At 43.8% G+C, this 20,211-nt stretch carries 15 protein-coding genes; 2 read left to right on the top strand and 13 right to left on the bottom strand.

The features are described from left to right. From AC3A8L_RS10210 to AC3A8L_RS10200, 3 genes are all read right to left on the bottom strand, one after another. Window positions 1–378 (bottom strand): hypothetical protein (locus AC3A8L_RS10210; protein ID WP_487962146.1); only part of this gene is annotated, 378 nt, incomplete at its 3' end. Window positions 379–835: 457 nt separating this feature from the next. Continuing rightward, window positions 836–2,476 (bottom strand): methyl-accepting chemotaxis protein, encoded by a 1,641-nt coding sequence (locus AC3A8L_RS10205; RefSeq protein ID WP_487962145.1) that lies wholly within the window; start codon window positions 2,474–2,476, stop codon window positions 836–838. Window positions 2,477–2,703: 227 nt separating this feature from the next. Continuing rightward, window positions 2,704–2,991 carry a hypothetical protein gene (locus AC3A8L_RS10200; RefSeq protein ID WP_487962144.1) on the bottom strand — a complete coding sequence of 96 codons (288 nt, stop codon included), beginning with the start codon at window positions 2,989–2,991 and terminating at the stop codon, window positions 2,704–2,706. 331 nt (window positions 2,992–3,322) lie between these two features. Here AC3A8L_RS10200 and AC3A8L_RS10195 point away from each other — a divergent pair, with 331 nt between their 5' ends. After that, window positions 3,323–5,662: a TonB-dependent receptor gene (locus AC3A8L_RS10195; protein ID WP_487962143.1), complete on the top strand. Its 2,340-nt coding sequence runs from the start codon at window positions 3,323–3,325 to the stop codon at window positions 5,660–5,662. A gap of 335 nt (window positions 5,663–5,997) precedes the next feature. Here AC3A8L_RS10195 and AC3A8L_RS10190 read toward each other — a convergent pair whose 3' ends face one another. From AC3A8L_RS10190 to AC3A8L_RS10145, 10 genes are all read right to left on the bottom strand, one after another. After that, a complete protein-coding gene (locus AC3A8L_RS10190) occupies window positions 5,998–6,858 on the bottom strand; it encodes a hypothetical protein (protein ID WP_487962142.1) in 861 nt (286 codons plus the stop codon). A gap of 164 nt (window positions 6,859–7,022) precedes the next feature. Next, the gene (locus AC3A8L_RS10185; protein ID WP_487962141.1) at window positions 7,023–10,001 is read right to left on the bottom strand and encodes a two-component regulator propeller domain-containing protein; all 2,979 of its coding nucleotides are present in this window, start codon (window positions 9,999–10,001) and stop codon (window positions 7,023–7,025) included. A 286-nt stretch (window positions 10,002–10,287) separates the two neighbouring features. Further along, complete coding sequence (locus AC3A8L_RS10180; protein WP_487962140.1) at window positions 10,288–10,881, bottom strand: AraC family transcriptional regulator; 594 nt, start codon at window positions 10,879–10,881, stop codon at window positions 10,288–10,290. Continuing rightward, complete coding sequence (locus AC3A8L_RS10175) at window positions 10,835–11,029, bottom strand: hypothetical protein (protein WP_487962139.1); 195 nt, start codon at window positions 11,027–11,029, stop codon at window positions 10,835–10,837. The genes AC3A8L_RS10180 and AC3A8L_RS10175 overlap by 47 nt, the downstream gene beginning before the upstream one ends. A 631-nt stretch (window positions 11,030–11,660) precedes the next feature. Continuing rightward, window positions 11,661–14,195, bottom strand: coding sequence for an AMP-binding protein (locus tag AC3A8L_RS10170; RefSeq protein WP_487962138.1), 2,535 nt, complete (start codon window positions 14,193–14,195; stop codon window positions 11,661–11,663). Window positions 14,196–14,245: 50 nt separating this feature from the next. Then, window positions 14,246–16,174: an acyltransferase family protein gene (locus AC3A8L_RS10165; protein WP_487962137.1), complete on the bottom strand. Its 1,929-nt coding sequence runs from the start codon at window positions 16,172–16,174 to the stop codon at window positions 14,246–14,248. Between the two features lie 313 nt (window positions 16,175–16,487). Then, window positions 16,488–16,799 (bottom strand): GNAT family N-acetyltransferase, encoded by a 312-nt coding sequence (locus AC3A8L_RS10160; RefSeq protein WP_487962136.1) that lies wholly within the window; start codon window positions 16,797–16,799, stop codon window positions 16,488–16,490. A 101-nt stretch (window positions 16,800–16,900) separates the two neighbouring features. Beyond that, complete coding sequence (locus AC3A8L_RS10155; protein WP_487962135.1) at window positions 16,901–17,176, bottom strand: GNAT family protein; 276 nt, start codon at window positions 17,174–17,176, stop codon at window positions 16,901–16,903. 31 nt (window positions 17,177–17,207) lie between these two features. Beyond that, window positions 17,208–18,209, bottom strand: coding sequence for a hypothetical protein (locus AC3A8L_RS10150; protein ID WP_487962134.1), 1,002 nt, complete (start codon window positions 18,207–18,209; stop codon window positions 17,208–17,210). Window positions 18,210–18,536: 327 nt separating this feature from the next. After that, complete coding sequence (locus tag AC3A8L_RS10145) at window positions 18,537–19,400, bottom strand: LytTR family DNA-binding domain-containing protein (protein WP_487962133.1); 864 nt, start codon at window positions 19,398–19,400, stop codon at window positions 18,537–18,539. Between the two features lie 70 nt (window positions 19,401–19,470). Between AC3A8L_RS10145 and AC3A8L_RS10140 the strand changes: the two genes are divergently transcribed. Continuing rightward, window positions 19,471–20,139, top strand: a complete 669-nt coding sequence (locus AC3A8L_RS10140) for a hypothetical protein (protein ID WP_487962132.1) — start codon at window positions 19,471–19,473, stop codon at window positions 20,137–20,139. The last annotated feature ends 72 nt before the right edge of the window (window positions 20,140–20,211 follow it).

Here is a 20,211-nt window from a genome sequence, read left to right as displayed (position 1 = left end):
AGCGGCGGCAGCAGTAGTTGATGCTGTTGCAGCAGTTGCTGCTGCCGCGGCGGAAGCGGTAGCGGCTGCAATGGCTGGCGCGGCGGCGGCATCTGCTGCGGTAGCATCAGCATCAGCGGTTGCAGATGCGGCTGCGGCGGCTGTTGAGGCTTGTGTGGCGGTGGCGGCTACGGCTACGGCTGCACTAGCCGCGGCAGTAGCAGAGGTGCCTCTCGCGATAGCAGCGGCAAGTGCGAGGCCGGCTGCACTTTGGGTGCTGATAGCCACTGTTTGGGCTGTTTGTGTCGTATTTTTAGTCGTTTGTGCCTTTGCTAGTGCATTTTTTGCTGTGGCTTCTGCCGTGGTGGCTGCGGTGCATTGGGCTGTTACTGCTGTCATTATTTTCTCCAAAATATCTTTGATGTCTGCTTGGGGTTATAGGGAGTAGCAAAAAACGTAGTATTTATTGCGCGAAAGGGATTCTAGGTTTTTTGTTAATCTAAATACATTACACGGCATTACAGCTGGCTCAGTGTAAATTCAAGGGGGTAATATTTCGAAGAGTTGTGCAGGTGGCTGGTAGGCAGGCTACAGGAAAATAGAGGGCCTCAAGCGTGTGGTTATATGTTGTATAAGGAGGGCTGATGTTTTAAATATTGGAGTTGGTGAGTGACTCGGGTGCGGTATCTTTAAAAACCTCCCTATCATTCCCTTTAGCGCTTACGTATTGACTGCGAAAACTTATCATTGAGGTGTTGTTATCGGCGGTCGCGTATAAATAGGCCCTTAGCTAATATTCTCCGTATTGAAGCATGTGGTAGCGGTACGCCATTTAACGCAATTCATCAGAATATACTCATGTCTTGAACCCGTTAACACGCGCAGCTAATTGAGTGGCTGTTTGACGTAAAGACAGACCATCACTTTCAACCTGTGAAAATGTAACCTTTGATTTTACCGTCGCGTTGGAAATGTTCACTAAATTATTCGCAATTTCTTTCGATGCTCTCATTTGATCATCGGTTGCTTTTGCATTCTCCATGTTCATGTCCCTAATCAAGGCGATGGAGGTCGATATTGCTTGAATAGAGCTGCCGGCTTGCTCAGCTTCAAATATAGCCTTTTCAATCTCTTCCCGCCCTTGCGTCATGGAGTCTACGGCATCCCCAGCACTAGAATGCAGCCGTGATATTGAACTCTGAATTGTTTCTGTTGAGGCGCGTGTACGCTGCGCTAGTGATCTTACCTCGTCAGCTACAACGGCAAAACCTCGACCTTGTTCGCCAGCGCGGGCTGCTTCAATAGCCGCATTTAAGGCCAGCAAATTAGTTTGCTCTGCAATTTCCCGAATAACGCCTAATACTGCACCAATATCATGGCTATCATTCGCAACACGCTCCACAACTTGAGAGGCTAAATTCATTTTCTCTTTTACTTCAACAACAGATACGATGACTTTTTGTACATTGATATTACCGGCTTCTGCATCCTGGTTTACCGAGTTAACAGTTTCTGAAGCCTTGGATGCATTCGCGCTAATATCTTCACTTGCCCGGCTAAGTTGAGCACTCACATCCACAACATGTTGTGTTTCTTGAGATTGATATTCTGAATCTTTAACCGCCTCAGTCGTGCTTTTTTGAAGGCTCATTGAATACCCGTCCAATTTTTTACAGGTATTATGTACATCCCCAACGACTTCTTTGAACTGTTCCATCATATGTTCAAACGAGACACCTACACTTCCAATTTCATCTTTACTGAGTTTTGGCGGTTTCCCTGATAGGTCTTTCGTTTTAACGCATAGCTCAACAAATTCACATATTTTCCGAAGAGGTTCCGAAATACTTTTACTCACAAAGTATCCAGAAAGTAGCATGATGAGAAACACTATTACGGAACCCACTATAAAGGCAAAAAAGACATTATCAAAAATAGTTTGCGCCAGCGCTCGCTCTTCATTAGCGGCTGAGGTATTGATATCAATCAGTAGGGCAACATTTTTATTGATGGGGTCAACAAATTCAAATAAATCGCCATTGTAATCTGTTATAACAGTTTCTCCATCTTCGTCATATTCCATGTCGCGGCCAAGGCGTTTCAGGATTTTGGCAACTTCGGCAATCATTTCGTTTGCGGGATTAAATAGCTCATCGAGTATGTCGGTTGCATCATTATCGTGTGCGGCCGATGCGATATTTAAATATTTATTCCAGTTCGTGGTGATCAAAATATTGGCGTTTATGATTTCATCTAAGGCGTCATTTGGGTCTAGTATGCCGTTGTCGGCTTTGTTTACGGCATTTATAATAATTCTATAGCCATCTGATATCTGCTTGAGATGAACGAGCGGCACTACTCGGTCGTCGTAAATGCGCCCGACGCCATCATTAATTTTTGAAAAGGCAATTAGTGACGTTGTCACTAGTAATATAATCATGCCTAAAGATACAGCCACCATTAATATTAGGCGCTGCACCACACTTACATTGCTCATTTACCTCTCCTGAACTCCTGTAATGAAATTACGACGCTAGCGAAACAGTGCCATTAGCCTGCTAGGCTCGAGCTTACCTATATTTACTATAGGCAAACTTTACTCATTGTCACAATTTAATTGAATAGAGATTATATAGAGGCATGCAGAAGTGGAGCGTTTTATTAACAAACGCGCCAAATGATATTTGAGGTGACTAAAGAGGGGGTTAGGTGACGGGCGCTAGCCTATTTGCAGACATTCTTGGCGGTTTTAATTTTCTTCTTGTTACAGGTTTCCTTTAGACCCTTTCCTTCGCACCATAGCTTGTTGTCATCCCAAGAGGATATATCAATAACTTTTCCACTCTGGCAGGTCACTTCATAGTGCACGTACATTGTTTCCGGGTCTAAAAATAGCTCTTCAATATATTTAATACTTTTTGGCATGCCGGCATAAGACGCCATACTTAACGTTAGAAGTTGTGTTGTTACTAACGCAGTGCATACGTGTTTTAAATTATTGATGTGCAACATATTTTTCTCATGTTTATCGTGTGTCTGTCTATGTATATAAACTGGTTTATATCGATCAAGTTATCGCAAGGTTAAACGTATTTAACACTATGAAATGGCAATAATTCTTCATAGTGTAGTCCAAATATTTTGAGTCCAAGGAGAATAATAATAAAATTATTATTATTCTCCTTAGTGTTTGAGAAATGAAATATTAACTTAAATAGCTATGAATTATTGGTATAAATAACAGGTGCAGCTATAGGCAATTAGTCAATTGATTACCTATACTCGATACTTATAAGTCGTATATTCAAGTTTAATGAAGTATTTGTAATACCAATGGACGCATATGTTTAAATCAAAACACAATCAAGATAAGGTGGGCTCCATGCTCCGTAGCGACAATAAAAAACCATTGCTGCTTCTTTGTACGCTTTCCATGCCTGCGATTGCACAAGGCCCTCCAGCCCTAGAGGAGATATTCGTCACCGCTGAAAAACGGGTTGAAACTCAGCAGGAAATTGCTGCTTCTTTTAATGTGTTTACTTCGGAAAAAATAGAAAGCTCTGGTTGGAATGATGTTACAGATATTGCAACACTTATGCCCAGCCTTGAGGTTGTTGGTGTTACCAAAACGCGTACATCTATTTTTATCCGTTCAATTGGTACTAATAAATATGACATTGGTACCGAAGGCTCTGTTGGTGTTTTTGTCGATGGTATATATGTTCCACGTTTTAGTAGCTTGATGCAGAATATTGTAGACGTAGAGCGACTCGAAATACTAAAAGGGCCACAGGGTACACTTTATGGCCGTAATACTATCGGTGGTGCGATTAGCCTTATAACTAAGGATCCCCAAGAGGATTTTTCGGCTACCGTTGTGAAGGAAATTGGTAATGAAGATTCATGGCAGATAGGCGGAACTGTTTCTGGCTCACTTATAGAGGATAAATTGCTTGGCTATATATCGGCGTCTGCACGTGAAGCGGGAGGTTTTCGGACCGAGCTGAATAGCGGTGCTGAAGATGATGAAAAAAGTTATAACATTAGGGGTAAGTTGATTTATAACTTTACCGATAATGTAACGGCAAAGTTAGTAATTGATGATACGCAGCAGCGTGTTGATGCATTTACGGGTGAAGTCGTTTTCCCTCCGGGCAGCAATGACATACTTTCAATTGATCCACGCATCCCCGAGGAGACTCGACAAGCCGAGATTGATGCCGAGGCTGTTGATCAATATACGAGCAGGGCTAATGTGCCTGGATATACAGACGTAAGTGCGCGTGCAACAAACTTAACCTTAAAGTGGGAGCACGACGATTTTTCGTTAGAATCCATTACGGGCTTACGTGATGAAACTGTCGGGGAGTTTGTTGATGATGACCGCATGAATTTTGAGATTGCAAACATACTTACGGAGCAAGAGTCATCTACGTGGAGTCAAGAGTTTAAATTTAGTTCAGAGGAAGGTGGTAATCTCACTTTTGATGACAGAATATCATGGTTAGTCGGTGCTTTTTTCTATCAAGACACGGCGCAGCGTTCGGATGCTATTCAGCTAGGAGCGCAGGCCGAAATCGCTGGGCTATTAACTTTGCCTCCACCAATAATAATCGGTATTGAACCGGGGTTCGAGGCGCCGCCTTGGAGTGTTGATTTTGACGTAGATTTGGTAACTAAAAGTTGGGCCGCATTTGCACAAGGTACTATTGAATTTTTTGATCAGTTGCAATTTACGCTTGGCGCGCGAACCAGCCGCGATGAAAAAAAGTATACGTATGCCACTGAGACGGTAGGGCTTGCAAATCTGCAGCTTTTAATGGAGGTTGCTCCAGGCGCATTTATGCATGTCCCAATATTTGGGGGCTCTAACTTTTCTTTCGATGATACCTTGACCTACGAATCTTTTGATCCGAAATTTGTCGTCGAATGGTCACCGGAATTTCTTTCGGATGCCATGTTTTACGGAAGTTATACGCAGGGTTATAAAAGTGGCGGGATTCAGTTTATTGCAACACAGCAAGAACTTGCTGAAAAATCCTTTGATAAGGAAGTATTAAAGTCAGCCGAATTAGGTGTGAAATCGCGCTGGTTTAATCAGCGTGTACAGGTGAATGCATCGCTTTATAGCTATGACTATGCGGATTTACAGGTGCAGCAGATCGCTGTATTCGAGGGTACTGAATCAATCATCACGGATAATGCAGAAAAGAGTATTGTGGAAGGGTTTGAGGGTGAAGTGCAGTTTATGGCGAGTGAAAATTTATTTCTCTTGGCTAGCTATAACTATATTGATGCAACCTTTGATGATTTTACAACCATAAATGGTGAGGATTTATCAGGCAATATACTTCCAGCATCCCCGAAACATTCTTATTGGCTAATGGCTGAATATTCTCGTGATATTTCGAATTATTGGGGTATAAAGTTTCAGCTCGATCACAGTTGGAAAAGCAGTCATTATTTTGAATCGCAAAATGATTTTAAACAAAATTCTTATGATATTTATAACCTATCTTTTTCTTTTGTTACTGCATCGGATGATCTAAGCATTAAGCTATTTTGTAGTAATTGCGGAGACGAAGAGTATCGTACATCTGTTGTGGCGCTGTCTACAAATCAAGGTTGGGCAGCTACGGCTGATCGGCGTAGATATGGCGTAGGCTTTAAGTATAGTTTTTAGTGTTTAAGGTCTTCCGGCTGAATTGTGCTAAATAAAAAAGGGGCTTAGCCCCTTTTTTATTTATTTATGCTTCCAATCGCTACTTATCTTTTTTGACCCTGGTTATGCTAAAAATAGTTCTGGGAGGTGTCTAACTTTAGGCGCGATACAACATTTACAATCGATATGTTGTCAATATTTCTATGTAGGCTTTAAGTATCTCGAACACCCAAGTATGGGTGATAAGTTATTTTTATATTTATTTACAAGAGCTTTAATTTATTATAATAATATTTCGTTCGTGCAGGCTTAGCGCATCACCTATAACGCCAAGCCCTTTTCCTCGTCCCTACTACTTACAAAAGTGTTGAAATTTCTTCTGGGAAGCTTGACCACAGCATGTCGCCTTTCCCAAAAAATGCCTCTAGCATCTGGCAGCGATACCATTCATTGTTCTCTTCTGTGGTGCCGGTATTAACGGTGGGGTCGCAAGATAAATATTGATTAACCAAATAGCCATGGCTAACTTCCAGGGTGCGGGCATTGCGTAGCATCGTCGAGCGAAACACGGGTATGTCGTCAATGACATCAATAATGGTTTCACTGCCGTGGCAGCCACCGCAAACGCTTTCTGTCCGCGCGCCATTCATACTGACTTTTGCGTAGGGTGCGTTTTCGGGTAGCTCGGCCAATACGGGGAAGGCGAGCTCTCCTTTAATCGACTGCTGTAATAAGCGGTTGGACTCTACTTCGTAACCAAGTTCCAGTAATTGAACGTTATCGGCATCCCAGATGGCGCTGCCTATGCCGGTAACCGAATCTTCTTTAAGGGCTAGGCCTTCTTGGGTCACGAAAGAGAGCCAGAGCTTATCCTCTTTTATGAAAATGCGTGGATTATGGCGGCCTATAGAGGGTTGTGCGCTAAAGGTACTTACGGTGGCGTTATAGGTGATTGGGCGAGGTAGGCTGGCAATGAAGCAGGCCAGAGTCAGTGGTTTTGGCATTGCATTTACCCATTCGACCACACTGGCGATGTCTGTGATCACCGCGCCTGCGGGTGCTAGACAAAGGCTTAGGTCTTCTGGCAAGTGTGCGACGGCTAAATCGAGCGCGCTAGGTGTACTTGAGCTGCTGGCTTCGGTGGAGCTTGAGTTCTGTGATGTGCCTGCACAGCCGGCCAAGCTTGTGATTAATAATAGTGGGAATAAATATTTCATACATCAACCTACGGGCCTTGGTATTGCGCAAGGCTATTGTTAAAACATAGGGGCGTTATAGCGCACATTTGAGGGTGGAATGACGAGGTAGATCAAAAAAAAGTGGGATACTCGTGACAGATGCTGGGTTTTGGGTCGGTGTTCACTATCTGCATTCTTAGCGGTTAGGCACCGCAAAAACGGTTTCGGCCCGACTCTTTAGCCATGTAAAGGGCTTCGTCGGCACGTTGGCAAGCCTCTTCAAAAGGCTCATGGTCGTGATGTAAAACACCGCCGATACTGATGGTGATGTTCAAATGAGTACCGCCAATGTTGATGGGCGTTTCAGCGACGGCGGCGCAAAGATCGCTACCGAACCTTTCTAGTGGCAACGCCGATTCAAGCAGCATAACGATAATAAACTCTTCACCACCCCAGCGCCCAATATGGTCGCTCTTGCGGATGTTTTGTTGAAGGGTATCGACAATATGGCGAATGGCTTTGTCGCCGGTTGCGTGACCATGGGTATCATTAATTTTTTTGAAGTGATCAATGTCGACAATTAAGGTCGCGAGGGTATAGTCCCTAGGATCAATTTTTTGGCTATAAAGTGTCTCGACAATGGACAATATTCCGGAACGATTAAATATGCCTGTTAGGTTATCAGTGGTGGCTAGATACTTGTAATTATCGGAGGCGTATTTTAATCGACCAATACAATATATAAAATAAATAAAACCAAAACATAAAACGGTGTAGATAACATAAGCCCAATAGGTGCGCCACCAGGGCGGGGTAATAACAATCGTTAACGCTTTTTCTCGTTCTTTCCATTGTTCGCCTGGGATACGGGCTTTTACTTTAAATTGGTAGGTTCCAGGATTAAGGTTGGTATAGGTGGCGGTATTACGCAAACCTATATAAAGCCAGGTATTGTCAAAGCCTTCGAGCTGGTATGCGTATTCGTATTTACCGGGAAAGCGATAGCTCAATACCGCGAAGTCTAATGAAAACATGCCGCTGGCATAATCTAACGTTACGCTATCGCTCGTGAGAATACTTTCTTTTAAGGGTGAGTTCGGCCCGAGAGCTACGGTTTTGTCTAACACCCGAAACTCCGTTAAGTGAACAGGGTGCCAGCTGCTATTTTCTGTTAATCCATTGGGTGGCATTACGGTAAGGCCTTCTGTCGAACCAAAATACAGTGTGCCATCGCGTGCGGCGAGAGCGGCATCGCGGTTGTAGTTGACACCGGCAAGCCCAGCCCCTTCTGCATAAACATCGATTTGAAAGGTTTCCGGGTTAATTCGCGCTAAACCGTTGGTTGTCGCGGCCCAAATATAGCCAGCATTATCTTCAATTAAGCTGGATACGGTTAATGAGGGTAAGCCTTCTTCAAAGCCGAACCGTTGGGCTTTTCCTGTACTGGGGTTAAAGTGGTTTAACCCATTGTCGTGGGTACCTACCCATAGGTTGCCTTCGCGGGTAGAGAGTACAGATTTAATCAGGGAGCTACTTAAGCTTACGGGGTCATTTTTATCGCTTATCCATGACTTAAAGGTTTCGGTTTCGGGGGTGAAGCGATTGAGGCCGTTGTAAGTTGATAGCCAAAGATCACCATCTTTATCTTCTTCGATATTCATGACGTAAAGGTTACTGATGCTATTACCGTCTCGGCCTATATTATCGTAATGAATAAAATCGTCGGTGTCTTTACGGTAGCGTTGCAGTCCAACCCCTTCGCTGCCAATCCATAAACGATCTAGGCTATCGTAAAATACAGACCAAGAAAAATAGTCGCCTAGGCTATGGGGGTTATTACTTTGCACGGGGTAATGTTTGAATTTTTCGGTAGCAGTATTAAAGCGGTGTAAGCCACCGTTCCATGTCCCAATCCATAAAAACCCCTCGCGGTCTTCTGTAATACTCAATATCGCATTTGCCTGCAGGGAGCCTGTATTGCCGGGGTTAGCGACATAGCGCTTAAAACTGCCATCACTATTTAGACGGTTAAGGCCAAATTCTGTACCGACCCAAATTTTATTTTTGCTGTCTTCAAATACACTGAGGATGGAATTATGACTTAAGCTGGTAGGGTCTCCGGCGTCGTGCTGGTAGAGCGAAAGGTGTTCGTGTGATCGATCGAGAAAGTCAGCGCCAGCAGGAAATAGACCTACCCAAATATCATTATTTTTATCTTCAAAGACGCTGCGTATTTTATTGGCCGCGATGGAGGTGGGCTGGGTACCTGAGTGCCAGTGCTGTTTCAGCAATTGCTTTTTCTCATCGTACATCAGCAAGCCTTGATGATCGACTGATACCCAAATAATGCCTTTATGGTCAATTTCTATATCGGTAATTACCGCGCGCTCGCTATTACCTAAAGCGGAGCTTGGCCATACCATTTTTTCGAAAGTGTGACTACTCAGATTGAGCCAGCATAGGCCGCCCCCGTTTGTGCCTGCCCAAAGGTTATTGGCGTTATCGAAAGCAAGTGACTGATACATCATTTTTTGTTCATTACTGCTGCAGGGTGTCTCAATAACTTCTGCCGTTTGGGTCAATGGAGAATACCGCACAATGCCGCTATTGCGAGTGGCAAACCAGAGGTTACCGCTGGGGCCTATCTGAATATCCCACACGGTGTTGTCGATACTGGAGGGTGAGCCTTTTGGCGTCAGTTGAAACTCTTCCAGTGTATTGTGAGTAAAGTCGATACGGAAAGGGGAGGCGTGGTTGCCAACATACAGGCGACCCTCCTGATCAAACAGTAGTGAACTGGCGCCATTGGCAATCGCTTTGCTCCCCGCAAAACTCTGAGGGCAATCAAAATGATCGTATTCGCGTATGTAGCGGCAAATACCACGGCCGGTTGCAATCCATACCTGTCCTTGGTCATTGATTGCAATGTCCCAAATATAATTGTCGGGCAGGCTGTTGTGCAGATCATTTTTATGTGTATAAATTTTAAGGGTTGTACCGTCGTAGCGACCTAAGGCTTGAGTGCCGGCAAGCCAGATAAAACCAAACTCATCCTGAGTGGTTTCGTTAATAACGCCTAGGCGCCTAATTTCGCTTCCGTGCTCGAAAAGTTGATGATTAAAATGTAGCGGTTGCCTGCCTTGCGCCTGAATATTTACACACAAAACCCAAGCGATAAGCATGGTAAACAACCTTATGGCATATCGCGTTGTTACTGCTTGCTGCCTCCTTTCATCTCCCAAGGTTATTACCAGCGCCTAGTTATACTTAGTCGCCATAAGGCTAGGAAGCCGCTTGCCTTTTGAGGACAGATTCGGCAAGAGCGAAAGGGTCGCGGTGGTTTTTGTTTGAACACAGGGAAGCCTTAAGGGGGCATTGGTTCAATAAGTATAGACATGCTATATAACCTGCTCTGTACATATGCGCTTATCAGGTAGAGCTTTAAGCTATAGGTTCTGTATTTTTATGCTATTTGGTTACTTGAAGCTGCACATACTTGCGAAATTCTGAGGGCGTCATTCCCGTTTTTTGGCGAAACACGGTATTAAAGACCGACTTACTGTTAAAACCGACGCTGTAAAGCACCTCGGTGATAGTCACCTTTTGCCTTTGGCTAAGGTAGTGTTGAGCAAGTTCTACACGCAAAGTATTAATGAAATCGGAGAAGTTAGTGTCCAGATCCTCTTTGATGGTTTGCGACAAGCGCCGTTGCGATATGTACAGCTGTTGAGCCAGTGATTGCAGCGTAAGGTCTGATTGAGTATATAGCTGTTGCTCTTTCACTTTGGCAAGTACTGAGGGCGGCTGCTCGGTTTGATCTACAAGGCTAAGTTGTGGTGAAGGCTTATGGCACTTTACTGTATTGTGCTTTGGATATACGTTAATCAGTAACACAAAATTAATGGCCAGAAAGGCTAAATAATAATTTCCAAGGCCTAAAATATTCAGTAAGTCTAAATTAAAATGACCTTGTAAAAATTGAATCAACTTAACGATAGCGATAATCCATTCACCGCTAAAGACTATTAGCGTAGCAATTACCAGGCTGGGCAGCCAAGCCAATCGGGTAAGAAGCAGCAGCCTTGATAGTGACTTGATGGCCAGCAGAAAAAGACAGCGTAAACTCAATGGCTGAGGAGGTAGACTCCGGTGTTACTGATGAGGAGATCAAAGGCACAAAGGTATTTTGGGCGTCTTCGTTTATCGTCATTTGAGTAGTGGCTTGCCAGCTCTAAAATATCGTGCTGTTAATCCCTGCGGCTTTGATTATTTTCGATTTTGAGTAGTCTTGTTGCAACGTTATGGCTTGCTGCCGCAAGCTCAGTGGTACCGGTTCTCGGCGATTCGTTCGCACAATGCGCCATTCTTTAAACTGTGTGGTGAGTCGCTTCAATGCTGATTGAGAGTCGCGGGTATTTTCATGGTGGCTTGCTCCTGGAGATTAAGGGAGGCAAGTTAATCATAAAAAACCGGGTGTTTTGAGCTAGGCTCTCGTAAGCTCACGAATAAGGGGGAGGCTGCGAGAGTCTTAGCCGACATTATCCCTCAAATTATTGACCAAAATAGCAAAGGTGGAATGTTGAATCTGAATTGCTGATAGAAGATTTCTTGCAATTATTGAGCGGCGGGTTAAGGAAGGAGGTTGAATACATCATTCTCACTTATCTAATATTAACTACAGATCTCATTGTTCCGTGAGAGCATAGATCGATTTTTTCTGGATGTTCACGGGGTTGTGGCGAAAAATTTGGTCTAAAATACTAGTGTGAATACTAAGCGGAAAAATAACTGGCCGCTTAGTATTCACACTAGCTAATTGATAGATTAGTTATTTCTACGTTTTATCTACGATGCCACTTGCCGATTGCTATATGTGCATAACGTAAAAATAAATCGTACAACTTCCATCCTATTAGTCCAAGACCGAGTCCTACGCTAATTCGAAAGATGTCTACACTCCAACTGGAGCTAAAGCTATCTACGGGTGCTCTAGAGTGAAGCATGTAAATGAAGAGGCTAGCGGCACCGATCCATGCAATCAGCGGTTTAGAAAATGAAGGTACATTGATACTTTGAAACCATATCAATAATAGTCCGCCGCCAGCTACTGTTAGCATCCTCGATAAATCGTTAGGGAAAAAAATGACGGGTAATAGCACGGTTAGAGCAGAAGCTATTGTCTTTTGTTTTATATCGGTGGCTGAAAAACCTATAAAGCCTAGTGCGAATAGCCAGTAGCACCATGTGATTTCTTTACCTGACAAACCATATGATTCTCCCAACTGAAAATATTGATCGAGTACTCGAGCGGTAACGCCGATAATTAGTAATATACTGGCATATGTGAAGGCGTGATTTTTGATCCATTCCCGTATTGGTTTATACATAATCGGCAATGTTGTAATTAATATACTTTGAGCTAAAGCACAAATAAACCAAGCCGGTAATGGAACGGCGCCAGTATCTGGAATGTTGTTCATTACAAGAAAAATGGCAGGATAATTTATTGGGTCTCCTTTTAATATTGGGAAAATGATTAGTATTGCCCAGTACGGCAGTAGTACATTAGCCGTTAGGGAGGTAAAAAAAGATTTAGTCTTTCCGTTGAGAAGGGCATCCCATTGAAAGCGTAATAGATTTAGACCGCTAACTAGCAGTAGTAATGCAGCTCCTCCAGCAAGAAAGCTAAGCCCTGCGTGGTTCATGACGACCGCCAATACCGAGTAGCATCTAACAATAGAGCTTGTTTCTAACTTTGATATAAAGCGATGATTTTTCTTGTTTTCGGCTAAATTAGCGAGATCTTTAATGGTAATCTTTTCCCAGTAATCTGGGACTGTACCTAATATTTTTTCAATATCCAAGCTTGTCTGCACATACGTTAATGAGCTGCCTCCCAAGCTTTTAAATGAATCGTTTGCACTTACTTCATTGCTGTTAAGCCTTTCTTGGTAGGCAGCAATTAATTGCTCACTCGGTGTTGTCATACCCGGGCTATTAAGGAGGTCAACCTTCGGAAATTTTTCTTGTAAGCTTTTGTAATCAATTTTTCCGTTGCTAAGACGAGGTGGCTCTTTCTCAATTACAACGCGCAAACATGATTGGGGTAGGCGTGTGAGCTCTAGTGTGCGACGTATTACTTTGCCTTGAAGTGATGAATCTTTTATTGCAATTAATAGCTCGTCGTCATTTCCTGTGCAAAAGCAATTAACGCCCTCACTCTCAAAAGTACTTTCTAATTCATCGAGGCCCAGTCTAATGCCGAATGGCTTAATAAAGCGATTTATTCGGCCGGTGATGCGGTAGAGGCCTTTATCATTAACTTGCGCAACATCACCTGTTTTTAAATAGGGTAACTCCTCATCGTTGGAAAGGTCTGATGATTGAGTGGCATATCCCATCATAATATTCGGGCCATGATACACTAACTCGCCGTCAATATTTGTTTGGGTGATTTCGTTGTTATGTTCATCGCGAAGACTAAATTTTCCATTAGGTATCGGTACTCCAATACAATCTGAAAATGTTGATGCTAAGTCCGGCGGGAGGTAGGCCATTCGTGCAGTTGCTTCAGTTTGCCCGTACATCACATAAAATTCGGCTCCTTTCTTTGCGGCTAACTCGCTAAAGTATTTAACTTTTTCAGATGAGAGGCGGCCGCCAGCTTGCGTAAGGTAGCGTAAAGAAGGTAGGTCTTGTGTTGTAAAGTTAGACCTTTCCAGCAATTCGTATATATAAGGGACTCCTGCAAGCGACGTGCATTGCTTTTCTTTAAAGACGTTCCAGAAAACAGGTTCAGTGACTGTATGCTCATTCAGTACAATAGACGCACCAGCTTGCAAGTGAGAATTGATTACGGATAAGCCATAAGAATAATTGAAGGGTAGTGTTGTTATCGCTCGATCTTGTTCCGTTAGACTTAAGTATTGCCCTATAGACTCAGCATTAGAGCAAATATTTTTCTTGCTGAGTTTTATTTGTTTGGCGCTACCAGTACTCCCCGATGTTGATAGTACTACACAAAGGTTGGGGTGCACTGAAGCTGTTGAGTTAACTATCGGTGTTGATAATTCCCATACCCCTGTCGATTTTGAATAGTGATGACTAATCGGGTAAGTGGATAAAATACTGAGTATATTTATTTCATCTTTAGGGTTAACTAACAGCGCAGGTATGCCAATTTTTAGCGCAGCTAGATAACATATGACAGGGGGTGTTTCATTGCTGCACTCAATTAGAATTAATCCTGATTCTGAGTCAATCGTCTTGGCGAAGTTGTTGGCGAGCTCTTCTAGTTCGGAGTAGGTGATCGCAGTGCTATCTTCAGTTATTAATGCGATATTATTTCTGAAGCGTTGGTAGTCTATTAGTTGCATATTTTTTTCGACCCTAAATTAAATCTGAGTGGCTACGGTTGAAATTATACTTACTGTAGATCCATAATCCTTTTGACGATAATTTCACCGCCGTAAAGACTCAGGTGATTGCTGTCGAAAAATAACGGTTGATTATCTTTGACGGCAGGACAGAAGTTGTCACTGCAGAGTGAATCTAGAGTATTAACGGGTATTAGAGTTTCCGACCAAGGTAGTTGGTTAAGCTTGTTCAGAATAAACGCATTAGTTGCGTTGTATTCTTCTATGGGAATGGTGTTGGAAAGGTCATATGTATATTGCTGATTAAATATAGAAAATGGCGTTGTTATTTTCTCTATATCAACAGGTAGTTCCGGGATAGGGAAGAGTACAAATACTTTTTTACCTGAGACCTGTAGTCGGTTTATAACTTCATTCAGGCTTTTCCAGTATATTTCCCGAGGATCTATATTGCTGTCTGGAAATAGTTTGGGATTTTTTTTAATGTAATGCTCAGCATCATATATAAATGGAGTGTATCGAAAACCAATTAATACATTTTCAATTTCCTTCTTATTTTGGATGTAGCTTAAGCTTTCTCGAAACCACTCAGTACAGCCTGCGCGTCCGCCATCATATAGCAATACCGGAGGGCAACCACTAAAGCTAAGGTGGAGTAGGCTTTCACCTTTTGATTCAAGTTGTTGAGACAGAGAATAGGCGGGTTCAACAACATGGCTATCGCCAAAAGCGGCCCACTTAAGGCTGCCACTTTGATACTGGCAGGACTTGTCCGGTTTAATATAGTTGGCTCCAGATGTATGACATTCGTTACGTTTTGGGCTATATAACGTATAAGCTGGATAGGTTGGAACTGAAAATCTATTTTCAAAGCCTTTAAAGTAGGAACCTGTGAGGCCAAGAGCCCCGAAGAAAGATAAAGTTACAATCGAATAGCTAAAAATAGTTTTACGATTGTATTTCTTTCTATTCCTGAAAGGGGTCTCAATGTATCGCCAGCATATCCAAGCCAGTATAAATGTACACAGAATGGCGATGCTGAAATGCATAAGAGAAGGCTCGTGTTGAGACTTCATTCTTAAGAACGCAAATAGGGGCTGATGCCAAAGGTAGAGCGAATAAGATATCGCGCCTATCCAGACGAAAGGTTTTAGTGAAAGCAATTTCCCTACGAATGTGGCGCTTGTTGCATAGCGTATTATTAGTACGGCCCCTAATACAGGGACTATGGTATAAATTCCTGGGAAAGGTGTTGTATGAGTATAAAAAATAATGCTATAGGTTATTAATAATAAGCCAACCCCGGCAGTTATTTCGTCAAACTTAGGATTATCACTTGCTGCCTTACGAGGGTAGAAAGCTAATAGCGAACCGGCTAATAGCTCCCATGCTCGACTAGTAATCAAATAGAAATTGGCATCTTTAAACTGTCGTATAGATAAGTACTCAGATAAGCATAAAGAAGCTGCAGATATGCCGACTAATAAAGTTACGATTTTCCAGCGTGCAGTACTGGCTAAGTAAAGCATTAAAATGGGAAAGAATACGTAGTATTGCTCTTCGACTGCGAGACTCCATGTGTGGAGAAGGGGCTTTTCATCGGACGCGGTTGAAAAGTATCCATTGGTCAAAAAGAAGTAAGTGTTGGAAAGAAAAGTCACTACAGAGAAAACACTTTCTGAGTAGCCTTTCAACAACGTTGCCGGCATTAATATGTAGGCGGCAACTGAGGTTGCTGCAAGCATAACCATTAGCGCGGGTAATATTCGCCTTGCTCGGCGCTCATAGAAGTTGATGATTGAAAAGGTATTATCGTTTAGTTCGTTAATGATAATAGTGGTTATAAGAAATCCGCTGATCACAAAGAATATATCTACGCCAACATAGCCACCCGAAAACCCACTAATACCAGCATGGAAAAGTATTACGGGGATAACCGCAACGGCTCTTAGGCCATCAATTTCTGCTCTGTACTTCATTGCACTGTCTCTTGTTCTTGAGGCGATAGTGTATTTATATTTGTCTTTGAGTCGGCGGGTGCCGGTAAGCGGACTCAATTCTTATCAATGCTTCTACTGACCTTCTGCGGACGTTATTATGTCAAGGGCGTCTGTAGTTACGTTTATACTGGCTCTAAATTTTGAATCTAGCGGACTTGCTGGAATTGAGTACTTATTCGCCCTGCACAGGCACGCGAATTATTGTGCGTATGTTAGCAAAGATTCTTTGTTGATGGTTACTTCGGTTCAACGGGTAGGCTGCATATCTATATAAAGTCAGATACTTTTCACATCAAGATTGTTTTTTTGGCTTAGTCAGCGATGTGAGCACGTGATGCTCCCATCGCCCCGCAATCTGCAAGTAGTTTTTAGCCAGCCCTTCTTTTTGAAAGCCAAGGCGCTGTAGTAGCTTGGCGGAGCGGTTGTTGTGGGGCATGTAGTTGGCCATAATACGGTTCAGCTTTAGCTCATCAAAGGCGTAGTTTATAGCCTCTTTGCAGGTGTTGAGCATAATGCCTTTACCTTCCGCGCAAGCGGAAACACCGTAAGGGGCGGGGCAATAATAGTTTGTCCAATTAGACGAGGGCGCCTGTTTTCTCAGCAAGGCGCTCGAAGGGGCGCATACTGGGGTATGTAACGCTTTGAGCAACGCTGCTGAGGAAGCAGGGGGCAAGTATTATTGGGTAAAGTATTTTTTCCTCGGCCCTAACCCATATAGCACGCTTGAAAAGCGCCGTAGCTAATTTGTGACAGCGTACAGTGCGCGATGATATTGCCATTTTCAGGCAGTAAGGTTACAAAATAGGCGGCCGACTGCTGATCTTGCTGGTGGGTAAGCTCTTCTATTCTAGCCTTCCAAGCTTTATCGCTATGAAAACTATTGGGCCGTGTCGGCTGCCACGCTTTAAAGTGGTTGCGGTTGCTTTGGTAATAATGCGCCATGCGCTCGGCATCTTGCGTGTTTAATAACCGGGTGATCATAGTGCGACGTCCGATGTGAGCGCTTACAGCGTTATTGTAGGTTTAAAATGCCGCTAAAGTCGACGTTACCATCGCCATCACTGTCTAGCTCTACGGTTGCCGGTCTTGCGCCTTGAAAGGCGATTTTAAGTTTACTTTTGCCTGCATTCACAGTCATGTTGCCATAAATCGATAGGCCACCTTCAGTGGTAACGTTCAGCGGGGAAGGCATATTGACCGAGTAATCGTAGGTTGCATTACCTACCTTCGTTTTCACATTGCCGATGAGTGTTAGTTCGTTTTCATTTTGGGCAAAAGTGAAGTTGCTGTAGGTTTCGTCTCGGCGGGGTAGCCCAGCGACATCCACATAGATGTGCATGAAATCGGTTATTGTTTGATTAGTAGTTTTGGTGTTTCGCTTTGTGGGGTCGAAAAAATCAATCTCGGAAACTTTCTTCTCGAGAGTCGTCAAGGCGCCATCGAGCGATATTATATCGTCAGAGCTAATATTTTTAATGCTGTAACCGTCATGGCTCATAACTGAAGCAGTTTCCGACTCTGTAAATAAATCGGGGGCACCGCTCGCAGGTAGGGTGAATACCTCAAGCTCGCTGATTTTTAGCTCAAGGGCACCTTCGTGTTCAAAGGACCCATCGTATTGGGGCGCATAAAAAGTACAGTTTGTGTATTCTTTACGTTCGTAATCACCTTTTATATCGGTCGTTGAGCTGGCGTTTTGGTCCAAGCGAATGATCGCCAGTTTCCCGGTGCCGTCTTCGCACACTTGATCCCAAAATTTCGTGCCGTCCACCTCTGAAATACTTTGGGTGGCCTCGAAGGTTAGCGTGTAACCGCCAATCGGTAAGGTTGTTTTGGGGAGTGTTGGGTGGGTGGTGCGCGCGACATTAATATAGTCGGCAAAATTATCTTTGTTGATAGTGCCGGTAGGTTCTGCAGGCTTTGTGTTGTTACTATTATTGTCCCCACTGCTTCCGCATGCGGTTAGGGTGATCGTAGCGATGGCGAATGCCATTTGGCTCAGGCGAATAGGCATGTGTGACTCCTAGCGGTGTGTTTGCTTTTATAGTTTTGAGCGAAGCGCTGAATAATAAATGTAACTATTCAGGTGGACTCGAAATAATGTTCACCCCAAAGGCGAATTGATTGTTTTCTGGGCATTCAAGCGTCAGGAACGCTTGCATAGCGCCCATGGATGGCTTGAGCGGCTCAGAAAACTATCAGTTTGCCGGCCTATTTGTGCATGGCTGAATAGTTACTAATAAATAAAGTGAGCTAGCCTAACAGTAATAGCTGAATTGAAACTGAATTTTGTTAGAGGATATTCGATTTTGAGAACGCATAGCTTCTTGATGTTGTGTGATTACAAGCTAAGCGCCGCTTTAAAAGCATCGCGGTAACGACGTGACAATGTGAGTTGTACCCCGGTCTTAAGTTTGACTTCATAGTCGCCAGCGTCTTGCGGCTCTATGTGTGCAACTTGATTAAGATTAACAATGGTGGAGCGGTGAATTCTGGCGAATTGCTGAGTGGGTAATTGTTGGCTGAGTTGAGTCATGGTGATACGCATTGGGAATACGCGCTCGCCAACATGCAGGTTGGCATAGTTACCGGCGGCTTCTATCCACTCAATGCTCTCGATAGTAATTAAGAATTCCTTACCCAGTTTCTTGACCAAGAGTTTATCGGGCATGATCTCGGTGGTATTTTCGGTTTTGGCTAACAGGCTGGATTCGCCTTGAAGGCGCCTAACAATAAAACGGTAGGCGCTAATAACGATGATCAACGAAAGGTAAGCAACAGTATCTTTGCGTAGTTCGTAAATGAATTCATAGCGCCAGTCACCAAAGTCGTAATAGCTGCCCATAAGGGCGTAGCAAAGCTTGCGCAGTGCGACCATAGCGCTGACATGCACGACTGAAAATAATACCAATGCACACAGGTGTAATAAAGCCTGCCAGCGCCATTGAATATGGCGCGGCCAATACTTCAGCAGTTGCGCTAGCGGCCATGCCAATAGGGCAATCATCACAAGGCTGCTTGCTTCCCAGCACAGTGGCTCCCACAGGGGAAGGGACGAGCCGCCGCGCTCAGCTTCCATTAAGGCGGTAGTGGTATTGAGCGCTAAGTGCACGCTTAACCAGCTGATAAGCAGCAGCGGTGCCCACAATGCCGTATGGGATAAAAAGTGTTCCGTTAGGCGGGCTTTAAGGGAGGCATCTTTCATACTGTGGTTTTATTTCCGTTTCCGATCATTTAACGGTAGATTGAACGCCAAATTTTATTGAAGCTATTGTATGACACCGCTCATTGTAAACATTAAACAAGCGCTGAAACAAAACTTGGTTCCTGGCCTCTGCTTACAGGCTTTTGCGCTGGGGTTGGCGCTGGCCTACTTTAAGTGGCCCGCCGCCGCGCCCGTTTTTAATGCCTTTGCCGACCTAAAGCTGAGTTACGGTTGGGTCTATGCGTTACTGTCTACTGCGATCTTCGGTGGTTTAATTCCGTTTTGCTATTTGTGGTTGACGGGGCGTGTGCGTGAAGCGCTGCTGCCAGTGATGCTGTTTTATGTTTTGTTTTGGGCCTATAAGGGCGTAGAAGTGGACCTTTTCTACAGTGCGCAAGCGCAGTGGTTTGGCACGGGGTCCGATTGGCCAACACTGATTAAGAAGGCCTTTGTTGATCAATTTATTTATGGCACCTTCTGGGCCGCGCCCACAATGGCCATCGGCTATGCGTGGAAAGAGTCTGGCTTTAACTTTGCACGCTTTCGTGGCCAGCTCAATCGCGATTTCTTTCTTTTACAAATCCCTACAACACTCATTAGTAACTGGTTGATTTGGATACCGGCTGTGCTCATTATTTATTCCATGCCCATGCCACTACAAATCCCGTTGTTTAATTTAGTGCTGTGTTTTTTCGTGTTATTGCTAACCACTATCAGCCAGCGTAAACCTCAGGCTTAAGCGGTGAGTGGCTGGCTTTAGGGACGAGGAAACAATATTTCATCCACTAATGCTTGATCTCGACCTCCTTAC

Source organism: Marinagarivorans sp. (assembly GCF_982758155.1).
The sequence above is the reverse complement of the archived record's forward strand: the minus strand, read 5'-3'. Positions and strand labels throughout refer to the sequence as shown.

Bases quoted from the DNA above. Each gene is read 5' to 3' on its own strand.
- AC3A8L_RS10205 (WP_487962145.1), bottom strand. From the start codon at position 2,476: ATGAGCAATGTAAGTGTGGTGCAGCGCCTAATATTAATGGTGGCTGTA.
- AC3A8L_RS10200 (WP_487962144.1), bottom strand. From the start codon at position 2,991: ATGTTGCACATCAATAATTTAAAACACGTATGCACTGCGTTAGTAACA.
- AC3A8L_RS10195 (WP_487962143.1), top strand. From the start codon at position 3,323: ATGTTTAAATCAAAACACAATCAAGATAAGGTGGGCTCCATGCTCCGT.
- AC3A8L_RS10190 (WP_487962142.1), bottom strand. From the start codon at position 6,858: ATGAAATATTTATTCCCACTATTATTAATCACAAGCTTGGCCGGCTGT.
- AC3A8L_RS10185 (WP_487962141.1), bottom strand. From the start codon at position 10,001: ATGCTTATCGCTTGGGTTTTGTGTGTAAATATTCAGGCGCAAGGCAGG.
- AC3A8L_RS10175 (WP_487962139.1), bottom strand. From the start codon at position 11,029: ATGACGATAAACGAAGACGCCCAAAATACCTTTGTGCCTTTGATCTCC.
- AC3A8L_RS10170 (WP_487962138.1), bottom strand. From the start codon at position 14,195: ATGCAACTAATAGACTACCAACGCTTCAGAAATAATATCGCATTAATA.
- AC3A8L_RS10165 (WP_487962137.1), bottom strand. From the start codon at position 16,174: ATGAAGTACAGAGCAGAAATTGATGGCCTAAGAGCCGTTGCGGTTATC.
- AC3A8L_RS10155 (WP_487962135.1), bottom strand. From the start codon at position 17,176: ATGATCACCCGGTTATTAAACACGCAAGATGCCGAGCGCATGGCGCAT.
- AC3A8L_RS10150 (WP_487962134.1), bottom strand. From the start codon at position 18,209: ATGCCTATTCGCCTGAGCCAAATGGCATTCGCCATCGCTACGATCACC.
- AC3A8L_RS10145 (WP_487962133.1), bottom strand. From the start codon at position 19,400: ATGAAAGATGCCTCCCTTAAAGCCCGCCTAACGGAACACTTTTTATCC.
- AC3A8L_RS10140 (WP_487962132.1), top strand. From the start codon at position 19,471: ATGACACCGCTCATTGTAAACATTAAACAAGCGCTGAAACAAAACTTG.